The following is a 19,311-nucleotide window of genomic DNA, read 5'->3' on the forward strand; positions in this document are numbered from 1 at the left end:
CCATTGATTTCAATGGGCTCAAGTTTCTAAAAACGCTCCTGAAATTTGTACTAAAAGATTGCAGTATTTTTAGAACTCACTCCGCATCGTCTGGCTGCGGTTTGGCGGCACCTTGCATGGCAGTGTCGTTGGCGGCATCGCTGGCGAACACCAGCCCTCGGCCATCCACATCCTTTCGCCACGCCGAGATCTGGTCGAGCACGTCGCGCGGGTTCTGGCCGCGCTTGCGGATGACTTCCACCTCGCTGGCAAAACCGTTTTTGACCAGTTTCTCCATTGCCATGGCTTCCTTGTAGGGGTCGATCCAAGGCATGGCCTGGCCCACAAACAATGCATCGTCCGAGTTTTCCAGAGGAACGTCCTTAGGGCAGCGGACAACGCCCGACAGATGCGCTGTGCGAACAAAGTTTTCCCACACTGGCTGCACCAGCATGCTGACGAACTCATCTGCCAGCACCGCGTAATGGATCCATTGTTCGACCAGCTCTTGCCGCTGCGCGCTGTAGCTGCCGTCGTAGTCGCGGCTGATGCTGCTGTAGCTGGCCCCCATGCCGGCGGCCACCGCCTTGAGCTGCCCAGCACGCCAGGCAACCAAGTTGGGGTTGGGCCGTTTGGTGTCAATCATCCCGATCTCTTCACCCACTTCCAAGGTGTCAATGATCATGCCAGGCATCATCTCCAGCTCGCGCACTGGCCTTTGTCCATCAGCATTCGGCGCGCCACCACTTGGAGTGCCGCCCTCCCCGCCATACTGCTCATTGCGCTTCACATAGGCTGTCAGGCTTGCAGCAACCTTGGCAGCAATGCGCTCGCTTTCCTCAAAATCCTTGAGGTCTTCGAGCCGCGTGATGACGCTGGCAAGCTCGCTCATTCCACGGTATTGGTGCAGCCGGTCAATGGTGGCGACGTGCAGCATGCGATCAGCAGGCACCACCTTGGTGGCAAGGTTGAACACCTCGCGCGGATCACCCTTAAAGCAGTGGTAACCCACGGGCCGCCCCCAGGCATTGCACTGAACCCCTTGTCGCAGGTTGTTGCCTGGGTCGCTCATGTCGAGCGGGACAAAATCAGGCTCCAGCAACTCCAGAGAATACGGCACGGCAGACCCATGCTCCAGCGAAGCCAGCGGGCCCATGATCTGCTGGGCAAATGCCTCGCCGTCGCGCAACCAGGTATAGGCCATCAGCCGCTGCGCCAATGGCCAGCGCAGGCGATGTGTGACTTCGGGCTTTTTCTGCCACAGCATCCAGGCCCCACGGAGCTGGTTGGCATAGTCCTCATGCACCTCTCCTTTGGCGGTGCGCGGCTGCGGCTCAATGCCGATACCGTTTGCACCGACGACGTTATTGACAAGGACACGCAATGCGCCCCGGACAATGTCGTGGTTGCGTTCGAGATCTCGCGCCTGGGCCCGCACAGCTGATGCGCTGGCCTGCACCATCGCATTGATCGATCCCACCGCCTGGCTTGACAGGCGCTGGCGGCTTGGGCGGGCTGCCTCGTACTGCGCCATGACGTGGCGCGCCTGAGCGCGCCGCAGACCCCAGCGAGGACTGACGGCCGCGATGACTTGGTCAAGGTAGTTCATAGACGACGCCCAAACGTGGCCACGGCAAAACCCTTGCCGCCAAAGGTGGCGCCCGCAGCGCCCTGCTCTGCAGCCACTTTCTTCTCCCACTCTTTACGGCCAGCTCGAATGCTTTCGAGGTCAGCCAGGGTGTGGGTGCGGCCGTTGAAGCTGATGGTTTGCCCGCTGAGCACTGCAGATTCGGCCTGCAGGTACTGGCTGAGCATGTCGGTGGCTTGACTCATGCGTTGGTTCCTCTTCCGCGCGTGGCGGCAACGCGCTTGAGCGTAAACACAAGCCCCTGAAATTTGTACTAAAAGATTGCAGTTAGTGGCCTTGCTTGGCCCGGGCGATCTGGTAGATCCGCCGCTCGGTCAGTCCATACTTACGCTTCAGCCCGGGCAAGCTGTTGGGGCCCGAGAATTCGCGGCGAATTGCCTCATCCCTCGCCTGTTTGTCGAGCAAGACAGGCACATACCAACTGCCGCCACCCATGCGCTTGCGCATGCCGCGCACAACGGCCTGGGCCTTGTCAGCTGCTTCACTGGCAGTCATCCCCAAATCCTCCCGCAAGATGTCAGCCATCTCCACTTCGAGCTGAACGGCCATGTCTTCACTGCGACCGGGTGTGAGGGTGGTGATTTTTGTTGAAGTATTCATCGTCGGTTCAACCATGACTGGCTTGCAAAACGGTTGCTGCGCGCTGGAGGCACAACAACCTGGGATACATCGGGAACGGATACGGCCTGCGCGGGCGGGCTGCCAGGCAGAGAGAAGAGATCGGCCGCCGGCTGCACCATGGCCTCCAGTTGCTGCCAGCGGGCATCGGTGTACTTGTGGATGCCCAGGCCCATGGCGGCGTGCATCGCGTAGTTGCGGCAGTCCAGCGCTTCGTTGCGCGGGCGGCGCTTGACCCACACATAGACTTCTTTGCCGGCCTTCTTGGTCAAAATGCGCTGCTCTGCAGTGAGCTGCTCGAAAAACTCGCGCGGGAGCTGATTGCTGAAATGCACACAACCGGGGCCTGGCTCGGCAATGGCCAACTGTCCGAGCAGCAGATCCTTGGCCGTGTCAACGCCAACCGCCCACAGCTTGATGCCGCGCGCGATCTTGGCTCCACGCCAGTTGATTTCCTGCAAGCTGCTTGGCCCAAGGATCGGGATGTTTTCTTCGCCGCGCCCCTTGATCGCCCGCAACTGTGGCAACCGGGTCTGCTGAGAGCGCACCCAGTTGTATACGGACTGGGTCTGGTCCGAGCTGTCGATGCTGATGGCGGACAAGCCCAGGGTCGCGCCATTCCAGGCGTGCGTGTAGCGCTGCTGGAGGTATTCGGCAACAGGTTCCCAATCCCCTTCACTGGCTGGATTGCCGTAGATGATGTGGTGGTCGACCACCCAACTTTCCAACCCACGCCCCCAGGCCCAAACAGTGAGCTCCCACCGGTCGCGCTGCACGTCCACCCCCGCCGTCAGCAACAATCCGCCCAAGGGAATGGTCTTGAGTGCATAAGGCTCGGCACGCTGCTGCAACGCATTCTCATCAGTGCTGTCGCCCTTGATCTCCCAGGTATCGCCTAGGGTTTCATTCGTGAAGCTGGTCATAGGCCCCACATCGCCGGCCTGCAAAGCCTTGTAGGCCTTCTCGAACTCATCGACGATGCTCACCCAGGTGCGCTGGGGGCTGTACGCAGACCAGATGTGGACGCCCAGGGTGCGCGGCGGCTTGCACGGCACGTTCCGCGCATCGCGCCAGACTCGATCGGCACCGTAGCGCATGCCAGTCTTCTGGCAAACCCAAGTCCCCACCATGGGCGAGCCACCACGCAGGTAGTCAGCCTGGGTGATGGATTTTCGGCAGTGTGGGCAGACATGGCGCACGGTCTCTGGCTGGCCACGCTCCCACTTGAAACCGTGCAGAAGCTCCTTACCACCCCACACAAGCGGATGATCAAGCCCACAGTGGATGCAATCGATGTGGTACCGCACCAGGCTGTCGGCATCTTCGCAGGCGCGCTCCACATGGCAGAGCCCCTTAATACGCGGGGTGCTTCCACCGACGAACTTCGGATAAGGCGCGCCTTCCAGGCGGCCTTTGGCCAAGCCACCCGGATCGCCCGACTTCTCGATGCTCTGGTCAAAGGCTGACCATTCATCGAGCATGGAGACGGCCACGGTGATCCGGCGATAGGCACGCGCCGCCTTGCCGCCCAGCAGGTGCAGAACGCTGTCACGGAACGGCTTGTACTTGATGGTGTCTTCGATCTTGCCGCCAGTGCGACGCGCCTTGCGGATCGCCTCAACACCGTCGAGCACAGGCTCGATCTCGCTTTTCACATAGCTGTCTCGGTCGTCGTCCGTAGGCTGCCAGATGGCCTGTTTGCGGCGTCGATGCGCTATGTTGTACGCCACGAAGCTGGTCAGCATCTTCGTATAGCCGACACGCTTGGACTTCTTCACATAGAGTTCCTCTATGCGGTCATCGCTCATGAAGTCAAGAATGCCTTCCTGAAAAGGCCAGCCCACCCAACCACCCTTTTGGTGGCTGGATTCGCCGGCCAGGATGAAGTGCTGCGCGGCCCACTCACTGAGCGTCTGCGGCACCTCGGCGCGCATGCTTGACAGCCCCAGCGCCACGGCAGACTTGATGGCCGCTACTGCTTCGGGAGATAGTGGCGCGCCCATCAGTCGTGATCCTCCATCACGGCAGCCTCATCCTCAAAATCGTCGGCCAGCTCATCGACCTTGTCGGCCACCAGCTTGGCCGTGCTGCGCAGCCACTCGTTGCGCGCCTTGGCCACCACGCTGAGCACTACTGCTCGGGCATCTTCCGGCAGATCAGGACAGGCCTTGCGCAGATCGCCTTCGAGCTGGTCCATACGATCAACGACACCGCTGGCAGCCTGGCCGAGCACATCAGCCAGGATGCCAATGGGCGCAAACTCACCGCTGGCCACCTTGTTTTTCATGGCCTGGGCAATGCGCTGCTCGCGCGCCAGGGCAGCACGCTCCTGAACAAGGTCCAGGCCGCCGGCACCATCAGCACCAACACGGCCAGCGGCCTGATCGCGCAGGCGCTCGCAGTACGCAATCAGCCATCCCGCACAGGTGTCACCGCGCGCAATCACGCCCTCGCTGACCAGCTGGCTGACCCTGGCCTCACTCACACCGATTATTTCCGCAAATTCTGCTTGCGAAATGAGAGCATCCAAGCAAGGTACTACCTTCACTTAACCCCCTTAGGAGCACCACGCAACAGTCCGAGGACGTGGCGCGAATTACCCGCTTTGGCGGCAGCCAGGAAGGACCCACGATCTACGCGGACTGATGCCTCGATGGAGATAATCACATCCATCTCACACCCCCGCCGCTTCACGGAAGCGAAAGCGCACGCGACTCTGCAGGAAGTTGTACAGGTCGGCCTTGTCAGCAATGCGCTGCATTGACAGCCGGGGCTTGTACGAGCCACGCTTCACAAACATAAGCACAGGTTGAACATCAACACCGCCCGTGCCCGATGCCGCCCAGATGCCAGGCGCCAATGCGCTGGCACGCTGGTCCGGGCTACCCTTAGCCGTAGTGCGAGCACCACCCCGCAACTTGCCGTAGGAGACGAAGTAGCGGCGGCCCGCCGACTTCTTTGTGCCACGATGGATGCGCCCCTTGGTCTTATCCGTCATGTTGGCCTTGTAGCCCTGCTCACCAAAGGACTGGAAGTAGGAAAGCAACTGGACAATGAAGCTGCCCTTGATGTTGCCGTAGCCGTCTGTGCTGCCAGGGAATGGCGATTGAGGGACGACTGTCTGGAAGCCAGCGGGCAGGATGCCCACCCGACGCAATGCCACTTCACTTCGCTTATCCACCCGCGTACCGCCCCACTCCTGCGCCTGCAGAATCTTCTGGGGGTCTATGCCCTTGCCACCCAGATACGTCGGCTCGATAGTCACACTGAGCCGCTGAGCTGTGGCACCCTTGAATCTCGGACTACGCAGGATGTAAGGCGTTGGCTTATCGAACACCTGCGCCATCTCGGCCTGCATCGCACGGCGCCCCTCGAAGCCCGTGTCGTTCATTGCCTTGGCAAATGCCTGGGCAGCACGCCCCTTGCTCAGCCCCAGCAATGTGGCCATGACCTCATTGGCCCCGGTGATCTCTGCGGAAAAGCGGACGCTCATGCACGCACCGCCTTCCCCAATACCTCCAGCGCCATCTGCTTTGCGCGGTAGCTGACAGCCTCACCACGGTCAGCCCTGGCCAGCACTTCACGCGCCCAGCCCTTGCTGTCAGCGGGTACGCGGTGGCTGACGATCTGCTGCAGCTGCTCACGCACCTTGCTCAAACGGGCAGGCGAGACGGCAGGCCGCTCCAATTGGCGGGTGGCTGGCCGAGGCGCAGCGCCACACAGCTGTCGGAATTGAGGCGCCAACACAGGCGCATCAGGCAAATTCTCCAGCGCCCATTTGATCGCTGCTGGATTGCACGCGTACTCTCGCAGAACTCGCGCCCAATCACGGTGCACGAGCTCGATGGCCACGCCGTCGTACTGCGCCAAGAATCGCCGGCCGTATCGCACTTGGCAAGCCGAGAAGATGCCGTAGATCCACATGAGCGCTGGATCGTGTTGAACTGCCGGGCTGGTCATTGGGACACCTCCAGACGGCGGCCATGGTCAGCCACCGCGTTATCGAAAAACGCAAATCCGTCAATCACCGACTCGCCAGTCGAAGGATCGGCAGCAGCTGCAAACGGCGCTCCAGCCTCCACCCTCTCCCGCGCAGCCTTCTGCCAAGCCGTTTCGGCGGGCGCAGCAGCCGCAGCGCTCTGGCTTGCAAGCACACGGTCCACATACGCCGGGAGGTAGGCAATGCCCTCACGGGCTTCTGCGCGGGCCTTGCTGCAAGCGCGGCGCATCTGCCCGACACTGACGCCACTCGCCACCCAGGACGTTGCCAGTGGCCAGAACTTCTGGCGGTCCTGCCGGTTGGTGGGGCTGACCTCGACACCGAACTCGCTGCCAAACACAGCAACCCAGTCGCCAACATGCTGTGGCACATCGTCGTCGGCGCTTTGCGCTTTTGGAGACGAAGTCTCTTTTATGTATTGGTTCTGGTTCTGGTTCTGGTTAGTTGCACCGTCGTTCAACGTTCGTTCAACGGTCGTTTCGTTGTCGTTGGAGCCTTGCTTTTGCCCCTGAGCAGCACCACCGTCACCACCGGGCGCGCCGCCTCCAGTAGATGGAATATCCTTGCGGGCAGATGAACGAACACCGCGCTCGGTAGCCTTGCTACGCCTAGCTTCTGCGCTCTTCTTGCCCGCAGCACTGGCGCTCTGCACCTTGCCTCGATAGGCTTCAATCTCGGCGTCGCAACGATCGTTGTGCCAGCCGTCATCCTGCAAGACGAAGAACTCATCCAGGACGCCGGAGAGCGCTGCACACTGCTCTTCACCTTGCGCAAGAACAAGACGCGCCAACTTCTGCAGGTCTGCGTTCAACGGTCGCTCAGTGTCGTAGTACAGATCAAGCAACTCCCTGTACAACGCCCGTTCAACGAACGTTAAATGGCGGGTTGCACTGCGGAAGTCGCCAATATGGTGGGGATAGTGGTTCACTGAGCTACCCCTTACGCCAACAAGCGCTGCTGCTGGGCAACGGGCACCACAGGCTTGATAGTCTTGCCGGTCACTGCGCAGGCGCGCGCCTGGCCGCGCTCCAGCACGCCTTTGGTGATGAGCTTGTTGATGGTGCTGCTCACCGTACCCTCGCCGATCCGTTTGTTGTGCAAGGCCTCCCAGCGCTGGCCCAGCTCGCGGGCGGAGACATCCTTGCCGCCGTTGCGAACAACACCCTGCACAATTTCCAGCATCTCACGCTGCAACCGTGCCAACTGCTCACACGACTGCTGGGCAAATGCCTCAGCCTTCGTGTCGCTCGTAGTCAATACATCAAGCATTGGAATATCCTCTCTACATGCCCGCATCACGCTGGGGCACGCGGGCTGCAATTGCTGCAGCCAGCTGGTTGGCAGCGGCAATAGCCTCCTGCACCGCATAATCCACACGGCGCTGTGCAGCGCGGCCCACCTGGCCACGGCGGTCACGCGCCTCATTCACTGCATCACCGATGGCGTGCGTCAGGTCGGCCTGCTTAAGCTGCCAATGCACGAAGGCATCGACAAGATCAAAGCTCGCTGCCGCAGTGCTCGAGCGCTGAACGGTGTAGCCCTCTTGCGCAGCCCACGCAAACAGAATCCCCCGGCTGTTTGTCACACGCTGCATCAGCATCGCGTCGCGCAAAGTCAGGTGGAATCGCTCGTTGTTAGGGTTCAGCTTGTGCTGCAAGGTGCCAGCAACCACGCCCATCTCTTTGGCAATCTGGGCAACGCCACCCTTGTGGTTCTGCGCAATCAGGTAGGCCGCGTCCAGCGGATCCATGCCGTTGAAGCGACGTGTATCGCCTTGCGCGTCGCTTTCGACGTATCCACTGGGGCCGCCAGCTGAGAGACTGAAAGCACTCATCAATCAGCCCTCAGAAGGAAAGCCGACATGACCACAACCATGACCACAGCCGCAGCAGCCGACCAGATCAGCGCCATCGAAATATTCTTGGAAAACTTAGTGATCCTGATGGAAGCGGAGTGCGCAGACTTCACGATCGCGAAGCTCGACCACTGGCTGGACCTCTGCACCCAGCGGATGATTGCCACTGGCAGCACCAGCCCGGGGACCATCGGGGCGCTGTGGGCCATGCAAGCTCGGGTGCTGGGGGTATAGCCATGCAGCAGAACGCACACAGCACAGAGGGCGCCCGCTACGCCTTGGCTTACGATGGCGGCTACCACGCCCCCCATCCAACCAAAACGAGCGGACATAAATGGACGTTTCAGCACTTATCACCTCCGTCGCCGGAGCCGCCGACCTGGCACGACACCTCGTCCAGGAGCGCGACCGCCAAAAAGCGGCGGCCATCGAGATTGATCTCACGAACAAAATCGCTCAAGCCCAGATGCAACTCACGCAGGTACTCGGCGCCATCATCGAAAAAGATGGGCTTATTCAGGCCCTTACCGAGCGCGTGCGCGAGCTGGAATCCGAGCAATCCGAGAAAGCGCGTTACCAACTTGCAAAAGTCGGCACCGTCGGGGATTTCTTTGCCTATAAGCTGCGCGCGCCCGCTGAACTGGCTGAGCGCAGCGATGAGCTGCCGCACTTCCTCTGCCAACCGTGCCTCGATATCCGAAAGCACCGCAGCGTCTTGCAGCTCAGCAGGCACTACGCCAAATGCACTAGCTGCAATACCAGCCTGCAAATCGAGCCCCTGCCAACCAGGCAAGCGAAAAGCAGCACCAGCGTTCTCCGAAGAGACTGGTGAAGAGCTATGCATGCGCTCCCCAAGTTGGCGGCGAAGGTGATACGACGCGTACACCGGGTCCTCGTGGATCGCATCATGCTCAGCCAGCAGTTGCCCATCTTTGGAATAAACCTGCAGCACATCCCGGCGTAGTTCACCCTCTCCCCGCTGGCACTCAACTATCACAACCTCAGTTACACGAACCCCGTTTGGAGGGAAAGAATATGAATTCATGGGACAAGACCCTCTCTGCATGCGATGAGATTGAAGAGCTGCTGCGCACAGCCACAGCCGGAGCTAACGAGCAGCGTCTGCAACGCATCCGCTTCCTGACAGCGGCACTTGGCGGTACCAGCCCCTACATCACCGACAAGGCAAACGCACTGGCAAGTCGAGCCGCCATCTACTTCAGCGCACGCAAACACGCCACCTACACCGGCGGCGCTGAGGCATTGATGCGCGAGATGCGATACAGCCTGCTGGGCCGCATACGCGAGGAAGCCCAGCAGCTGGCAAAAAATGAGTGAGGCGACATCAGTCATGTGCCACCTCCTGCTTTGCCTCGCGCTCATCAGAGCTTGGAGCAACCTCCGGAAGCACCGCATCCAGCTTTTCTAGAGTCCGAATTCCAGGGTTAGGGATTAGCCCTCGCATGAACTGCGAAAGCCAAGAGTGACTAACTCCCGCTTTTTTTGCGATGACTTGCCACTCGCCTCTTTGAGCCTCAAGACGGTTGCGAATTGCGATGTCAAATTTTGTAGACATACCCCATTCTAGCAATGTATTGCTAGAACACCAAGCAACACTTTGCTAGCAAAGCTATGCACACTCAAAAAATGCAAATCAGTCCACTTAATCAGGCTCTGGCCGAGAACTTGGCCTATCACATGGAAAAGCGCAGCCTCACCCAGATGGCGCTGGCAAAACGATGTGGCGTCGGCCAAACGACAATCAGCCTTTATCTAAAGCCTGAGCGTAGAAAGCAAGGAAAAGATTCCAAGCCAGGATCAGCAAAGCTGACTGAGGTTGAGATGCTTGCCGGCGCCCTGGATGTAGAACCGTGGGAGTTACTGCGCCCTATGGACGGCGTACAACGCGAGGTGTACGAGAAGATAGAAGAAGCCTACAAAGCTCTTCACAGGCACACACCAGCCTCGCAGCCGCAGACAGCCGCTCAAACGGATACAGCCAAAAAAGCCAAGCAGCACGCGTAACCATGCCGCGAATGAGCACCAACACTTCGGGTTATCACCCCTTTGGCAGGGCAGCCTGATCAGACATCAGCCTCCCCAACAAACTGTATTGAAAGGACTCACCAAACAAGAGCTGGTGAGCACAACAGCAATACAACGCCGCCAACTCACCCAATTGAGTTGCAGACGGACAAGTCGCACCAGTCTCCCACGCAGAGATTGACTGCCTAGACACACTCAAAAACTCCGCTACATCACCTTGGGAAAATCCCACCTTTCTGCGCGCCTCGCGCAGACGGCTCCCAAAAAGCTGCTTGCGACATTCCTCCATTGGCCCATCCATTCTTTTAATACTGTATGCATAAACAGTATTTCACACATAGATGCCCATTGCAATCGCAATTTTGACTGTCATGCCAGCGGAACTGGCATCTATATAAAAGTGATAGCGCCACACCCACAAGAATCGCAAGGCCATCTCAACTAGCAAAGTTTTGCTTGCGTACTTAGCAATACTTTGCTAAATTACACCTCATCGACGCAAAAACAAGTCGAAGGGGACCAGGATCACCATCCCCACTGAACCCAGGGGGATCGCCTGGGCTTCCAAGAGACGGGGCACACCCGCAGGGGGGCGAAAGGATCACGCAGCTAAGGCTAGTAGGCTGGTGACAAACCAGATAGCACCGTGGACACGGGGAAACAAACGAACGAGATGGCAGCTGCGGCACCAGCCCCTGGGTGGATACGGGGTGAGGCATACAGGGATGCCAAGAACAGCAAAGCCCAGCGCGTAAAGCGCCGCATGGCCGGGAAGCGACACCCCGGCCCCATCAGGCGAGCGCCAAGTAGCGAGCACCCTCTTCTTCACTGTGATCTCAATCGCAAGCTGCGGGGCGCTCGCCTGATGGGAAAAGAGCCCTTTTCTCGATCCGCCATAATGCTCCGTAGGTAAAACTGCTTACGAGGTGAGAGGGCATGGGGACGCGGTTCAATTTCATTCTTTCAATCATCACTTGCGCATCCGCATCTGGCGCCACTGCACAGGTCAAGTGCACCATGCCCAATGGCAAGACGATTACCCTCCAAAGCACTCCACGCTGCCCTGCAGACGCGACAAAGTGGGCAACACTACAAGATGAAGACATCACTCCCGCTAGTGCCCCGTCCCGCACTCCCAAGCCACTCAAAAGTGAATCCAACGGTGCAACTTACATAGTCCAGCCAAGACAAGAACCCGCACCAACAAATCCAATGGACACCGCTCTGCAGATTTGCTCAGCGCTTAAGAAAACAACGAGTGCTTGGTGCTCTGTTGCAGCGGCGAATGGTCGGTACCAGGCCTTTTCAACCATCAAGATCTGGGACAGCGTTACGACATCTGCACAAGCAAACAGCATTTGCCGTGACATCGCATCCTCCGCACACACATTCAGCGGGGGAAGCATGCGTAGCGCCTACTGGCAAGTAGAGGTCTACTCAAAGCATGGAGCAACGTCACCCCTCTCGAAGTGCAACGTTTGAACCCGAGACACTCTAAGCCCCCACCAACCCAGCCCACCACCCCGGTGGGCTTTTTCGTTTCTGGAGCCCAACATGATCCCCAGCAAACACCCGAAGTGCTACCACCCCGCCCAGAGCCTGGACACAGAGGCATTCCGCTATCAAGACCACCTGAACACGGACATTCGCCAGCGCTTTGCCCGCGCTCGTGATGACCTGCAGCGGCCGCAGTTCAAGCTGGTAGGGCAAAGCGCCAAGCCAGCGGAAAAGCCTGCACCCAAGCAAGCCCAATCCCGCTAAGAATCCTCCGCGCTGCTCCAGCCAGGCAGCGCTTTTGCCGCAAGCACACTCCGGCGCCCACACGCTAGCGAAGCGGCATTTTTTACAACCCCTGCGGCCCATTCATCAGTTGATGCGTGGGCCGTTTTACTTGGAGCAGCACCATGCCTCGATTCCTTGTATGTGTTGGCGATCTGGAGTTCACCAGCACCGCCGCAACCAGCTCGCAAGCCATTCTCGATGGCCTGAAGCACTTCAACGGCGCAGCGGGAAAGGTCACCGTCATGCCCCTGCACCTCAAGCCAGCACCATGATCCCCACAACACAGCAGACAACCCGCAGACCAAAGGGCAGCGGGCCGCGCCCCTTCACGCAACCCAAACTGGACAATGAACGCATCGTGCCAACGGCGCGCGGCGTGCTGCCCATCCTCACACCATCCGAGCGCGCAGCACGCTACCAGGCCCGCCTGGTCAACAGCAACGCCACGATCCCGATCATCAGCGAGGACAGCTACAAATGCCCCGAGCTGTGCCGCAACCCGGGCATTGAGACAGGCCGCTTTGCCGCCTACGCATTGCCCAGCCGCACGGGCGATTGGCTGCACTACCCAGACGGCCGCGTTCTGCCAGTACCCGGCAGCAAGGCCGACAAGGAAAACGCATCCCCACCCTGAACCAGTACGCAGGCCATGCCGAGCTTGGCCGCCCGATCCAACTACACCTCACCACCTGGAGCCCACCATGGACCACAGCATCCGCCCCATCACCCAACCCGCTCGCATGCAGCCAGCAAACATCCAGCTGCATGAATACGAGATCACCACCATTCCTCCGCATGTGCGACCAGAGGATGTAAGCATGCTGGCCGAGGCCAACCGCCTGCCGCGCACCCGCTTCAAGGCGATCAGCGCAGATGCCGCGCGCAAGACAGCCCTGCATGTGCTGCGCGACCCGATCCACGATGTCGCCAAGATTGTCGATCGGGCACCCCAATGAAAAAGATACGCATCATTGGACTGACCGGCCTAGAAGGCGCCGGCAAGGACAGCGTTGCGAATGTGCTGCACAAGCACCACTTGGCCTTCCCCATTGCGTTTGCCGATCCGCTACGCACCGAAGTCTCCGAGGCTTACGACATCCACATTCACGAGTTGACCTGCAGGACAACGAAGGAAACACCCAGCGAGCGCCTGGCACTTTGGCGCTGCACCAATGGCGCATTCGTTCAGGCCGTGATCGCCACCTATCCGCATGTTGACCCCAAGGCACCACAAAGCCCTCGGCAGATCATGCGCTGGTGGGGCACTGAGTACCGCAGAGCCCAGGACCAGCAGTACTGGATCAACGCTATGCGTGAGCGCCTGCTCTGGGCCGACGGCATACCTCTGCCGTCCACAGCCATCGTCGTCACAGATGTTCGCTTTGGCAATGAAGCGGATCTGGTGCGAGAACTGGGCGGCCAAATCTGGCGCATACACCGCCCAGATCACCATGTGGAGTCGGAGCATGTCAGCACGGTCACCGGTGAACGATTCGCCCCCGATCAGACAGTGATCAATGCAGGGGACCTGGCGCTCCTGGACCGCAGCACCCTGCACCACTGGCAGCAGGCCGGTCTGTACTGGCGATAGGTAGAGTGCCATCGCAAGAAGAAACACCGAGATGGTAAGCGGGTCCCAAGGCTCCAGCCCATCACCCCAACCACACGATGCCCGCCAGCCAGCGGGCTTCTTTATTTCTGACACCAGAGGCATCCATGAAACATCTTCACATCGAGAATTTGACCATCAACATTGGAGCGACCAGCGGCGCTCCAGCCTTAGGCGTGGAACTGCTGCACGCCATGGCCACGAGCGATGACAAGCACGGAATGCCGGTCATTGATCACGCACGGCCAGCCATTGGTGAGTATTGGCCAGGCCAAGGCGGCATCTACGCCGGGGATTTTCGCGGAGACGACGGCAACATCTATGGCCTGATCGTAAGTCCCGACCAGGATGCCGGCCGCGCCACCTGGGGCCCGGACGGGGAGCGCGACCTGTCCAACTGGGATGGACTGGAAAACACCCGCCGCCTTGCCAAGGAATGCCCTGCAGCAAAGCTGGCCAGCGAATACACCCGCGACGACCACTCCGACTTCTACTTGCCTGCACGGCGCGAGCTGCAGATGGCAGGCGCCAACCTGAATGACACCTTCGGCAAGGAAAGCTGGTATTGGACGAGCACGCCCTATGCAAATGACTACGCCTGGGCGGTCGATTTCAAGTACGGACGCACGCTCAACGGCCACCGGACCAGCGAGTTCCGAGTCCGCCCCGTCCGCAGATTCATCTACTAAGCCCTTCACCCCTTTTTCCCACCTCATCAAACGGAGCATTCAATGAGCACTATCCCAGCAATCAACCAGCCTTGGCCGGAACAAGGCGGCATATACATCGGCACTCGCCTGATCGATGGCGAGCCACATCACGTTGTCATCCCTGGCGGCGTGGAGTTCGACCACGTCGATGTGACTTTCAGCCGCGTTGAGCAAGTGGTCGCCGAGGGCGATGAACTCAACGGCCACAGCGATTGGCGCGCACCAGACCAGGAAGACCTGATGCTGGCGTACATCAACGCCCGTGAGCACTTTGACAAGGATGGCTGGTACTGGTCGCGCAGTGAACACCACGGCTGGCCCTGGGCGGTCGTTTTCTAGTACGGACGCACGTTCCACTACTACCGGGACAACGAGATCCGAGTCCGCCCCGTCCGCAGCTTTTCCGCTTCAACTCTTTAACCCTTCGCGGGCGCAGCCCGCAACTGCGGCATGGCACTACACACTGATACTGAGATCTACAAGGCCACCTACGATCTAAGCAAGCTGGTCACAGAATACGTCTCCAACATGCGCAGAAACTACAAGGCCGACTTTGGCGCAGAGCTTCGCCGGCGCTGCATGTCTCTGGTCATGCGCACCTACGAGGCCAACACCACCAGCGACAGGGCACCAGTCCTGCTGCGCATGCGGCAGGAAGTGGAGGCAGTCAACCTGTCTCTTCGCCTGGCGGTCGATCTGCGCCTGATCTCTCCCAAGCAGTACAGCCATGCCATCGCCTTAACCACCAGCATCGGCAAACAAGCCACCGGCTGGCAGAAATCCTCGGAACGAGCGCTTGCCGCCGGCCTGCCAAGGCAGCCAGGCCAACGCGCCTTGAAATCTGGTCGAGCCGCTGGGCCATAAGCCCACCGAAAGGCGCAACAGGAATATCAGCAGCAGCTGCTGCAGTGATTCCGCGCAGTTCGCCTGCCGAGTCATCGGCGGGCCGACGTGATGAGTTCGATACCCCTGGGCGGTCGATTTCAAGAACGGAAACACGAACAACAACAACCGGAACAACGAGTTCCGAGTCCGCCCCGTCCGCATATTTCACCGAGGACATTCATGGATTCAGGCTACTCATTCGAAAAGCTGGTGCAGGCCTACTTTGACTGCCGTCGGCACAAACGAACCTCAGCCAGCGCGCTGCATTTTGAGCAGCATCTGGAGAGCAATCTGGTGGAACTTGACGAGAAGCTGCGCGATGGCAGCTATCGACCAGGCCGCAGCATCTGCTTTGCAATCAGCGAACCCCGCCCCCGCGAGGTGTGGGCGGCAGACTTCACAGACCGCGTGGTGCACCACATGGTCTACAACGAGATATCTGAGCGCTTCCACCGACGCTTCATCGCTGACTCATGCGCATGCATCCCTGGACGTGGCACCTTGTATGCAGCCAAGCGGCTTGAATCGAAGGTGCGCAGCCAGACGCAGAACTGGACCGTACCAGGCCGCTATCTGAAGATCGACTTGGCCAACTTCTTCGTGTCGATCGATAAGCGCAAGCTCTGGCCGTTACTGATGGACCATATACCCGAGCGCTGGTGGCGCGGCCTGACAAAGACAGTCCTGTTTCATGACCCCCGACAGGATTACGAGGTGCGCGGCAGCAGGACCATCCTCGCAGCCGTACCGGAACACAAGCGGCTCACCAATGCAGCAGATCACTGTGGATTACCCATCGGCAACCTATCCAGTCAATTCTTTGCCAACGTGTTACTGAACCAGCTGGACCAGCACATCAAGCACGGTATTCGTGCCCAGCACTACACCCGGTATGTCGATGACATGGTGCTGCTGCACGAGTCCGCAGACTGGTTGAACGGCGCGCTTGCCAGCATCAATGCATTCTTGCCTGATCTCGGCTTGGCACTCAATCCGCGCAAAACCGTGCGGCAGCCGATCCATAGAGGCATTGACTATGTGGGCCAGATCATCCTGCCCCACCGCCGCGTCACACGTCGGCGGACCTTGAAGAACGCATTGCGAAGACTTGAGGAAATTCCCGCCGACCAAGTATTTGAGACGGGAAACAGCTACCTGGGCCTGGTCCGGCAAGCAGGTGCCAGCCATAACGAACAGGCCCTGATCTGTCGCGCCCTGCTTAAGCGCGGGCATGCGGTTGATGGACTGTACCTTGAGAGAGCATTCCGAATGCACTCTACGGCAAGCAGCTAGACAGCAATCCTGCCCACCGCCCCCAGTGGGCCCCTATTCACAGCCCGCCCTGAGCAATCGAGGCGGGATTTTCTTTTTGGAGCTATGCAACATGAGCATGATTGCAGCCCTGTACGTAGAGACCGACGGCGCCTATTTCGGACTTGAGGGGGTAGATCCCTGGGATGAGGTCCGGGACGCCCGCAAGTACGCCGGTCCCTGGCCAGTCGTCGCGCACCCGCCGTGCCAACGCTGGGGGCGATTCTGGGGTGGCAATCCGAAGCAATGGCCAAGGCTCAAGCTTGGAGATGACAACGGTTGCTTTGCTGCAGCCCTTGCCTCTGTGCGGGAGTTTGGCGGGGTTTTGGAGCATCCCGAAGCCTCGCATGCCTGGGCCGCTCACGGGCTCAACAGGCCACCAAAGTCTGGAGGCTGGATTCAAGCCGACTTCACAGGTGGCTGGACATGTTGCGTTGAACAGGGTCACTACGGGCACCTATCACGCAAAGCTACTTGGCTCTATGCACACAGCGTGGATCTGCCAGACCTTCTGTGGGGGAAAGCCGATGGCTGCATACGGGTCGCCGGAGCAGGCTTTCACAGCAAAGCTGAACGAGACGCCGCGCGCGAATTAGGTTCACACAAGCATCAGCAGCTGCCATCCAAATTGCGCAATGCTACCCCCATCCCATTCCGCGACCTGCTCTTGAGCATCGCTCGCACTACAACCCTCGCCACTTCTTCTGGAGCCCAACATGGCTGAAAACAACTCTTCCGCTCCCCTCAAGACTGCCGAGGGGGCTGCAACGCTCTGGTGTGTGCACGTTACAGGCGCTGACGATGTGCACCCAATGCCATCCCGCGAGGTGGCGCTAGAAGAAGCAAACGCCCTGAATACCTCGATTTGCCGTATCAAGCGCCAGGACATTGACCCGGTGCTGATCGCAGTGGTTGCTGAGTGGCCGCACTCCGCTGACTCGCATGCGGCCGGCTTGATGATCCGCGAAGAATGCTTGCGGATGCGAGGCGAACAGGCAGTGGCAGCACAGGCAGCGCCCGCAGCAGTGGCTGTGCCTGAGAATATGCCGGCAGCCTATCTGCATTTCGCTCCGAAAAAGCCTGAATTACGTCGTGTCGACTTTCTAAGGAATGCTTCCAAATCTGAGCGGGGTTGTGGCTGGATAACCATCCCTCTTGCACCATTCCAGGCAGCACCCACCCCAGCCCTTCCAGCTACCGAGGATTCCTCGGCAGGTGACCTGGCAGAGGTGCAGGCCTCCACTTTGCAAGAGATTGCCATCGAGGAACTGTACCAGCTTGGATACACATTCAAGGACGGGCGATTGATCCCGCCTGACCATGTTGGCGAGCTCATGTCGGTGGTTCAGGGGTCGGCCTGCGGTTGCCAGTACGGCACCTGCGAAACCAAGGCTAACCGAGCATGTCGCATGACTGCTGAAGTACGGGAGCAGGCCCAGGAAGAGGTGCAGGCCGAGCCGGTGGCAATGTCCACACTGCAGTGTGAAACGGTAACGAAGCTCCTGGAGCTGGCCCGTATCGTTGATCGCGCAGTCGAGGATTGGGGCGAGTCTCTCGCAGATGGTTCAAGCAACGTCATCTTCCACAAGGAAGAAGCTGACGCACGCGATGCGATTCTCGACTTTCTGGACAGCCTGCCCGAGAACCCCGACCCAATGATTTTGGAAAGCGGCCCAGTGAAAGCTGCGCGGCTACTGTCAGCCCCCCAGGCCCAGCCCGCTGATGCGCTGGATGCACAGCATTGGCGCGATCACATCGGCAAGCTGGACGCGCTTGTGACTTACTGCCCGACCTGCTGCCAAGGCTTCACCGCGAAACCAGAAATGACCCGTGACGAAGTGATTTTCGAGTGCGGGAAGACCGCAGGCAGATCTGCAGCCATGACAAAGGAAGGGAAGTGATATGTCAGACGCAAATTCAGAAATGTCGAAAGTTCCCGGTGCCGAACTCATTCCACTGTCAGCCCTGCTGAGCCTGTCGAGCGGGTTCTATGACGGGCGATGGATCGACGGCGACAGCATGGCGGCACTTGTGGAAGAGTGTGTGCGAATGGCCGCACCCCAGGCCCAGCCCGCTGATGCGCTGGATGCGGCGCGATTGATGTTTGTCATGCAAGACGCGGACGGGTTTGTCAATGTCGAAAAAGACAAATACGACTTCGCAATCGAATGCGCTGGCGAGGCTGGACGTGAAGAGCCAACAGAGGCTGATGAACTCAATGGAGTACGCAGACTTCTTGACGCCGCCATGGCTGCAGCCCAGGAAGGCGGCAATGCCGCAGCCGGAAAGGATGGTGCAGCATGAGCGGCCAAGCCAAAGAACAAGCAATCCTTGACTTCAACCCTTTCGAGGGTGACTTCGGGGAGCCCGGCGATTCCATCCTATCCAACAAGATTGTGACCGCAAGGAAGCCTGGGCCGTGCTCTCACTGCGAGCAGGAAATTCAAAAAGGCGAGCGCGTGCGCAGCATGTCCGCCAAGTTCGGGGACTTCATGCGCTACCGGTGGTGCGCCGCCTGCTGTGAGGCCATGGTCGCTGCCGACGACGATTCTGACGATTCAGCTGATCCGTGGGAGGCATGGGAAGCGCGTGCCGCTCTCCGCAACGCCCAGCGCGCCCAGCAGAGGGAGGGCCAGTGATGCGAGCCCTAATCCTCATCGCTATCGCAGGCGCGGCATACAGCCAGCCAATCACCATGCAGCACTTTTACCACTTCACTGGCCGCGTCGTACCCGACGCAGTCGCTGCGAAGTGCGAACAGGCTGGGGGCTGCTATGTACTCACACACAAGGAACTGATGGACGGCCTTCAATCTGCGCATCGCGCGGGGCAAAGATCGGCCCAGGCCCAACCACAGAAGGACAGCAA

General features: G+C 59.5%; 27 protein-coding genes. 15 read left to right on the forward strand and 12 right to left on the reverse strand.

Annotated features, from left to right (window positions below; all coding sequences use genetic code 11):
- Nucleotides 1–76: 76 nt before the first annotated feature.
- The 10 genes from ACPEE1_RS13710 to ACPEE1_RS13755 form a co-directional block, all read right to left on the reverse strand.
- Entirely contained in the window at nucleotides 77–1,588 is a 1,512-nt protein-coding gene (locus ACPEE1_RS13710; RefSeq protein WP_423933187.1) for a phage portal protein, read from the reverse strand.
- Nucleotides 1,585–1,812 (reverse strand): hypothetical protein, encoded by a 228-nt coding sequence (locus ACPEE1_RS13715; protein WP_369460995.1) that lies wholly within the window; start codon nucleotides 1,810–1,812, stop codon nucleotides 1,585–1,587. The genes ACPEE1_RS13710 and ACPEE1_RS13715 overlap by 4 nt, the downstream gene beginning before the upstream one ends.
- A gap of 82 nt (nucleotides 1,813–1,894) precedes the next feature.
- Nucleotides 1,895–2,242: a Mor transcription activator family protein gene (locus ACPEE1_RS13720; RefSeq protein ID WP_423933189.1), complete on the reverse strand. Its 348-nt coding sequence runs from the start codon at nucleotides 2,240–2,242 to the stop codon at nucleotides 1,895–1,897.
- On the reverse strand, nucleotides 2,224–4,248 hold the full coding sequence (locus ACPEE1_RS13725; protein WP_423933192.1) for a phage terminase large subunit family protein: 2,025 nt from the start codon (nucleotides 4,246–4,248) through the stop codon (nucleotides 2,224–2,226). The genes ACPEE1_RS13720 and ACPEE1_RS13725 overlap by 19 nt, the downstream gene beginning before the upstream one ends.
- A complete protein-coding gene (locus ACPEE1_RS13730) occupies nucleotides 4,248–4,730 on the reverse strand; it encodes a hypothetical protein (RefSeq protein ID WP_423933195.1) in 483 nt (160 codons plus the stop codon). The genes ACPEE1_RS13725 and ACPEE1_RS13730 overlap by 1 nt, the downstream gene beginning before the upstream one ends.
- Nucleotides 4,731–4,919: 189 nt before the next feature.
- Nucleotides 4,920–5,738: a hypothetical protein gene (locus tag ACPEE1_RS13735; protein ID WP_423933198.1), complete on the reverse strand. Its 819-nt coding sequence runs from the start codon at nucleotides 5,736–5,738 to the stop codon at nucleotides 4,920–4,922.
- Nucleotides 5,735–5,992, reverse strand: a complete 258-nt coding sequence (locus tag ACPEE1_RS13740; protein WP_423933200.1) for a hypothetical protein — start codon at nucleotides 5,990–5,992, stop codon at nucleotides 5,735–5,737. The genes ACPEE1_RS13735 and ACPEE1_RS13740 overlap by 4 nt, the downstream gene beginning before the upstream one ends.
- Nucleotides 5,993–6,201: 209 nt before the next feature.
- Nucleotides 6,202–7,173: a YdaU family protein gene (locus ACPEE1_RS13745; RefSeq protein ID WP_423933203.1), complete on the reverse strand. Its 972-nt coding sequence runs from the start codon at nucleotides 7,171–7,173 to the stop codon at nucleotides 6,202–6,204.
- An 11-nt stretch (nucleotides 7,174–7,184) separates the two neighbouring features.
- The gene (locus ACPEE1_RS13750; protein WP_423933205.1) at nucleotides 7,185–7,514 is read right to left on the reverse strand and encodes a hypothetical protein; all 330 of its coding nucleotides are present in this window, start codon (nucleotides 7,512–7,514) and stop codon (nucleotides 7,185–7,187) included.
- A 13-nt stretch (nucleotides 7,515–7,527) separates the two neighbouring features.
- The gene (locus ACPEE1_RS13755) at nucleotides 7,528–8,079 is read right to left on the reverse strand and encodes a phage regulatory CII family protein (RefSeq protein ID WP_423933208.1); all 552 of its coding nucleotides are present in this window, start codon (nucleotides 8,077–8,079) and stop codon (nucleotides 7,528–7,530) included.
- A 27-nt stretch (nucleotides 8,080–8,106) separates the two neighbouring features.
- On the opposite strand from ACPEE1_RS13755, the gene ACPEE1_RS13760 reads away from it, so the two are divergent.
- Entirely contained in the window at nucleotides 8,107–8,334 is a 228-nt protein-coding gene (locus tag ACPEE1_RS13760) for a hypothetical protein (RefSeq protein ID WP_423933210.1), read from the forward strand.
- A 109-nt stretch (nucleotides 8,335–8,443) separates the two neighbouring features.
- Here the strand turns inward: ACPEE1_RS13760 and ACPEE1_RS13765 are convergent, their stop codons facing one another.
- A complete protein-coding gene (locus ACPEE1_RS13765; RefSeq protein ID WP_423933213.1) occupies nucleotides 8,444–9,145 on the reverse strand; it encodes a hypothetical protein in 702 nt (233 codons plus the stop codon).
- On the opposite strand from ACPEE1_RS13765, the gene ACPEE1_RS13770 reads away from it, so the two are divergent.
- Entirely contained in the window at nucleotides 9,136–9,438 is a 303-nt protein-coding gene (locus ACPEE1_RS13770; RefSeq protein WP_423933216.1) for a hypothetical protein, read from the forward strand. The two genes, ACPEE1_RS13765 and ACPEE1_RS13770, sit on opposite strands and share 10 nt — an antisense overlap.
- A 294-nt stretch (nucleotides 9,439–9,732) precedes the next feature.
- Nucleotides 9,733–10,125 carry a helix-turn-helix domain-containing protein gene (locus tag ACPEE1_RS13775; protein ID WP_423933219.1) on the forward strand — a complete coding sequence of 131 codons (393 nt, stop codon included), beginning with the start codon at nucleotides 9,733–9,735 and terminating at the stop codon, nucleotides 10,123–10,125.
- 34 nt (nucleotides 10,126–10,159) lie between these two features.
- Here the strand turns inward: ACPEE1_RS13775 and ACPEE1_RS13780 are convergent, their stop codons facing one another.
- Entirely contained in the window at nucleotides 10,160–10,447 is a 288-nt protein-coding gene (locus ACPEE1_RS13780) for a helix-turn-helix transcriptional regulator (protein ID WP_423933221.1), read from the reverse strand.
- A gap of 1,253 nt (nucleotides 10,448–11,700) precedes the next feature.
- On the opposite strand from ACPEE1_RS13780, the gene ACPEE1_RS13785 reads away from it, so the two are divergent.
- The 12 genes from ACPEE1_RS13785 (at nucleotide 11,701) to ACPEE1_RS13840 (ending at nucleotide 19,082) form a co-directional block, all read left to right on the forward strand.
- Nucleotides 11,701–11,907, forward strand: coding sequence for a hypothetical protein (locus ACPEE1_RS13785; protein WP_423933224.1), 207 nt, complete (start codon nucleotides 11,701–11,703; stop codon nucleotides 11,905–11,907).
- Between the two features lie 143 nt (nucleotides 11,908–12,050).
- Nucleotides 12,051–12,200: a hypothetical protein gene (locus ACPEE1_RS13790; RefSeq protein ID WP_423933226.1), complete on the forward strand. Its 150-nt coding sequence runs from the start codon at nucleotides 12,051–12,053 to the stop codon at nucleotides 12,198–12,200.
- On the forward strand, nucleotides 12,197–12,562 hold the full coding sequence (locus ACPEE1_RS13795) for a hypothetical protein (RefSeq protein ID WP_423933228.1): 366 nt from the start codon (nucleotides 12,197–12,199) through the stop codon (nucleotides 12,560–12,562). Before ACPEE1_RS13790 ends, ACPEE1_RS13795 begins: the two co-directional genes overlap by 4 nt.
- 67 nt (nucleotides 12,563–12,629) lie before the next feature.
- Entirely contained in the window at nucleotides 12,630–12,884 is a 255-nt protein-coding gene (locus tag ACPEE1_RS13800; protein WP_423933231.1) for a hypothetical protein, read from the forward strand.
- A complete protein-coding gene (locus ACPEE1_RS13805; RefSeq protein ID WP_423933234.1) occupies nucleotides 12,881–13,519 on the forward strand; it encodes a hypothetical protein in 639 nt (212 codons plus the stop codon). The genes ACPEE1_RS13800 and ACPEE1_RS13805 overlap by 4 nt, the downstream gene beginning before the upstream one ends.
- Nucleotides 13,520–13,644: 125 nt before the next feature.
- Nucleotides 13,645–14,226, forward strand: a complete 582-nt coding sequence (locus ACPEE1_RS13810; RefSeq protein ID WP_423933237.1) for a DUF1566 domain-containing protein — start codon at nucleotides 13,645–13,647, stop codon at nucleotides 14,224–14,226.
- A gap of 42 nt (nucleotides 14,227–14,268) precedes the next feature.
- The gene (locus tag ACPEE1_RS13815) at nucleotides 14,269–14,586 is read left to right on the forward strand and encodes a hypothetical protein (RefSeq protein ID WP_423933239.1); all 318 of its coding nucleotides are present in this window, start codon (nucleotides 14,269–14,271) and stop codon (nucleotides 14,584–14,586) included.
- Nucleotides 14,587–14,697: 111 nt separating this feature from the next.
- On the forward strand, nucleotides 14,698–15,111 hold the full coding sequence (locus tag ACPEE1_RS13820) for a four helix bundle protein (RefSeq protein ID WP_423933242.1): 414 nt from the start codon (nucleotides 14,698–14,700) through the stop codon (nucleotides 15,109–15,111).
- A 201-nt stretch (nucleotides 15,112–15,312) separates the two neighbouring features.
- On the forward strand, nucleotides 15,313–16,425 hold the full coding sequence (locus ACPEE1_RS13825; protein ID WP_423933244.1) for an RNA-directed DNA polymerase: 1,113 nt from the start codon (nucleotides 15,313–15,315) through the stop codon (nucleotides 16,423–16,425).
- 734 nt (nucleotides 16,426–17,159) lie between these two features.
- On the forward strand, nucleotides 17,160–18,344 hold the full coding sequence (locus tag ACPEE1_RS13830; RefSeq protein WP_423933247.1) for a hypothetical protein: 1,185 nt from the start codon (nucleotides 17,160–17,162) through the stop codon (nucleotides 18,342–18,344).
- Between the two features lies 1 nt (nucleotide 18,345).
- A complete protein-coding gene (locus ACPEE1_RS13835) occupies nucleotides 18,346–18,747 on the forward strand; it encodes a hypothetical protein (RefSeq protein ID WP_423933250.1) in 402 nt (133 codons plus the stop codon).
- Complete coding sequence (locus ACPEE1_RS13840) at nucleotides 18,744–19,082, forward strand: hypothetical protein (RefSeq protein ID WP_423933253.1); 339 nt, start codon at nucleotides 18,744–18,746, stop codon at nucleotides 19,080–19,082. The genes ACPEE1_RS13835 and ACPEE1_RS13840 overlap by 4 nt, the downstream gene beginning before the upstream one ends.
- The last annotated feature ends 229 nt before the right edge of the window (nucleotides 19,083–19,311 follow it).

The organism is Comamonas sp. 23 (assembly GCF_049601575.1).
Lineage (GTDB): Bacteria > Pseudomonadota > Gammaproteobacteria > Burkholderiales > Burkholderiaceae_C > Comamonas > Comamonas squillarum.

What these genes read in the sequence shown, in the direction of transcription:
- ACPEE1_RS13795 (WP_423933228.1), top strand. Translation starts at nt 12,197, where the DNA reads ATGATCCCCACAACACAGCAGACAACCCGCAGACCAAAGGGCAGCGGG.
- ACPEE1_RS13765 (WP_423933213.1), bottom strand. Translation starts at nt 9,145, where the DNA reads ATGAATTCATATTCTTTCCCTCCAAACGGGGTTCGTGTAACTGAGGTT.
- ACPEE1_RS13790 (WP_423933226.1), top strand. Translation starts at nt 12,051, where the DNA reads ATGCCTCGATTCCTTGTATGTGTTGGCGATCTGGAGTTCACCAGCACC.
- ACPEE1_RS13825 (WP_423933244.1), top strand. Translation starts at nt 15,313, where the DNA reads ATGGATTCAGGCTACTCATTCGAAAAGCTGGTGCAGGCCTACTTTGAC.
- ACPEE1_RS13725 (WP_423933192.1), bottom strand. Translation starts at nt 4,248, where the DNA reads ATGGGCGCGCCACTATCTCCCGAAGCAGTAGCGGCCATCAAGTCTGCC.
- ACPEE1_RS13710 (WP_423933187.1), bottom strand. Translation starts at nt 1,588, where the DNA reads ATGAACTACCTTGACCAAGTCATCGCGGCCGTCAGTCCTCGCTGGGGT.
- ACPEE1_RS13815 (WP_423933239.1), top strand. Translation starts at nt 14,269, where the DNA reads ATGAGCACTATCCCAGCAATCAACCAGCCTTGGCCGGAACAAGGCGGC.
- ACPEE1_RS13785 (WP_423933224.1), top strand. Translation starts at nt 11,701, where the DNA reads ATGATCCCCAGCAAACACCCGAAGTGCTACCACCCCGCCCAGAGCCTG.
- ACPEE1_RS13770 (WP_423933216.1), top strand. Translation starts at nt 9,136, where the DNA reads ATGAATTCATGGGACAAGACCCTCTCTGCATGCGATGAGATTGAAGAG.
- ACPEE1_RS13750 (WP_423933205.1), bottom strand. Translation starts at nt 7,514, where the DNA reads ATGCTTGATGTATTGACTACGAGCGACACGAAGGCTGAGGCATTTGCC.
- ACPEE1_RS13780 (WP_423933221.1), bottom strand. Translation starts at nt 10,447, where the DNA reads ATGGATGGGCCAATGGAGGAATGTCGCAAGCAGCTTTTTGGGAGCCGT.
- ACPEE1_RS13755 (WP_423933208.1), bottom strand. Translation starts at nt 8,079, where the DNA reads ATGAGTGCTTTCAGTCTCTCAGCTGGCGGCCCCAGTGGATACGTCGAA.
- ACPEE1_RS13810 (WP_423933237.1), top strand. Translation starts at nt 13,645, where the DNA reads ATGAAACATCTTCACATCGAGAATTTGACCATCAACATTGGAGCGACC.
- ACPEE1_RS13830 (WP_423933247.1), top strand. Translation starts at nt 17,160, where the DNA reads ATGGCTGAAAACAACTCTTCCGCTCCCCTCAAGACTGCCGAGGGGGCT.
- ACPEE1_RS13720 (WP_423933189.1), bottom strand. Translation starts at nt 2,242, where the DNA reads ATGGTTGAACCGACGATGAATACTTCAACAAAAATCACCACCCTCACA.
- ACPEE1_RS13775 (WP_423933219.1), top strand. Translation starts at nt 9,733, where the DNA reads ATGCACACTCAAAAAATGCAAATCAGTCCACTTAATCAGGCTCTGGCC.
- ACPEE1_RS13805 (WP_423933234.1), top strand. Translation starts at nt 12,881, where the DNA reads ATGAAAAAGATACGCATCATTGGACTGACCGGCCTAGAAGGCGCCGGC.
- ACPEE1_RS13840 (WP_423933253.1), top strand. Translation starts at nt 18,744, where the DNA reads ATGAGCGGCCAAGCCAAAGAACAAGCAATCCTTGACTTCAACCCTTTC.
- ACPEE1_RS13735 (WP_423933198.1), bottom strand. Translation starts at nt 5,738, where the DNA reads ATGAGCGTCCGCTTTTCCGCAGAGATCACCGGGGCCAATGAGGTCATG.
- ACPEE1_RS13800 (WP_423933231.1), top strand. Translation starts at nt 12,630, where the DNA reads ATGGACCACAGCATCCGCCCCATCACCCAACCCGCTCGCATGCAGCCA.
- ACPEE1_RS13820 (WP_423933242.1), top strand. Translation starts at nt 14,698, where the DNA reads ATGGCACTACACACTGATACTGAGATCTACAAGGCCACCTACGATCTA.
- ACPEE1_RS13835 (WP_423933250.1), top strand. Translation starts at nt 18,346, where the DNA reads ATGTCAGACGCAAATTCAGAAATGTCGAAAGTTCCCGGTGCCGAACTC.
- ACPEE1_RS13715 (WP_369460995.1), bottom strand. Translation starts at nt 1,812, where the DNA reads ATGAGTCAAGCCACCGACATGCTCAGCCAGTACCTGCAGGCCGAATCT.
- ACPEE1_RS13760 (WP_423933210.1), top strand. Translation starts at nt 8,107, where the DNA reads ATGACCACAACCATGACCACAGCCGCAGCAGCCGACCAGATCAGCGCC.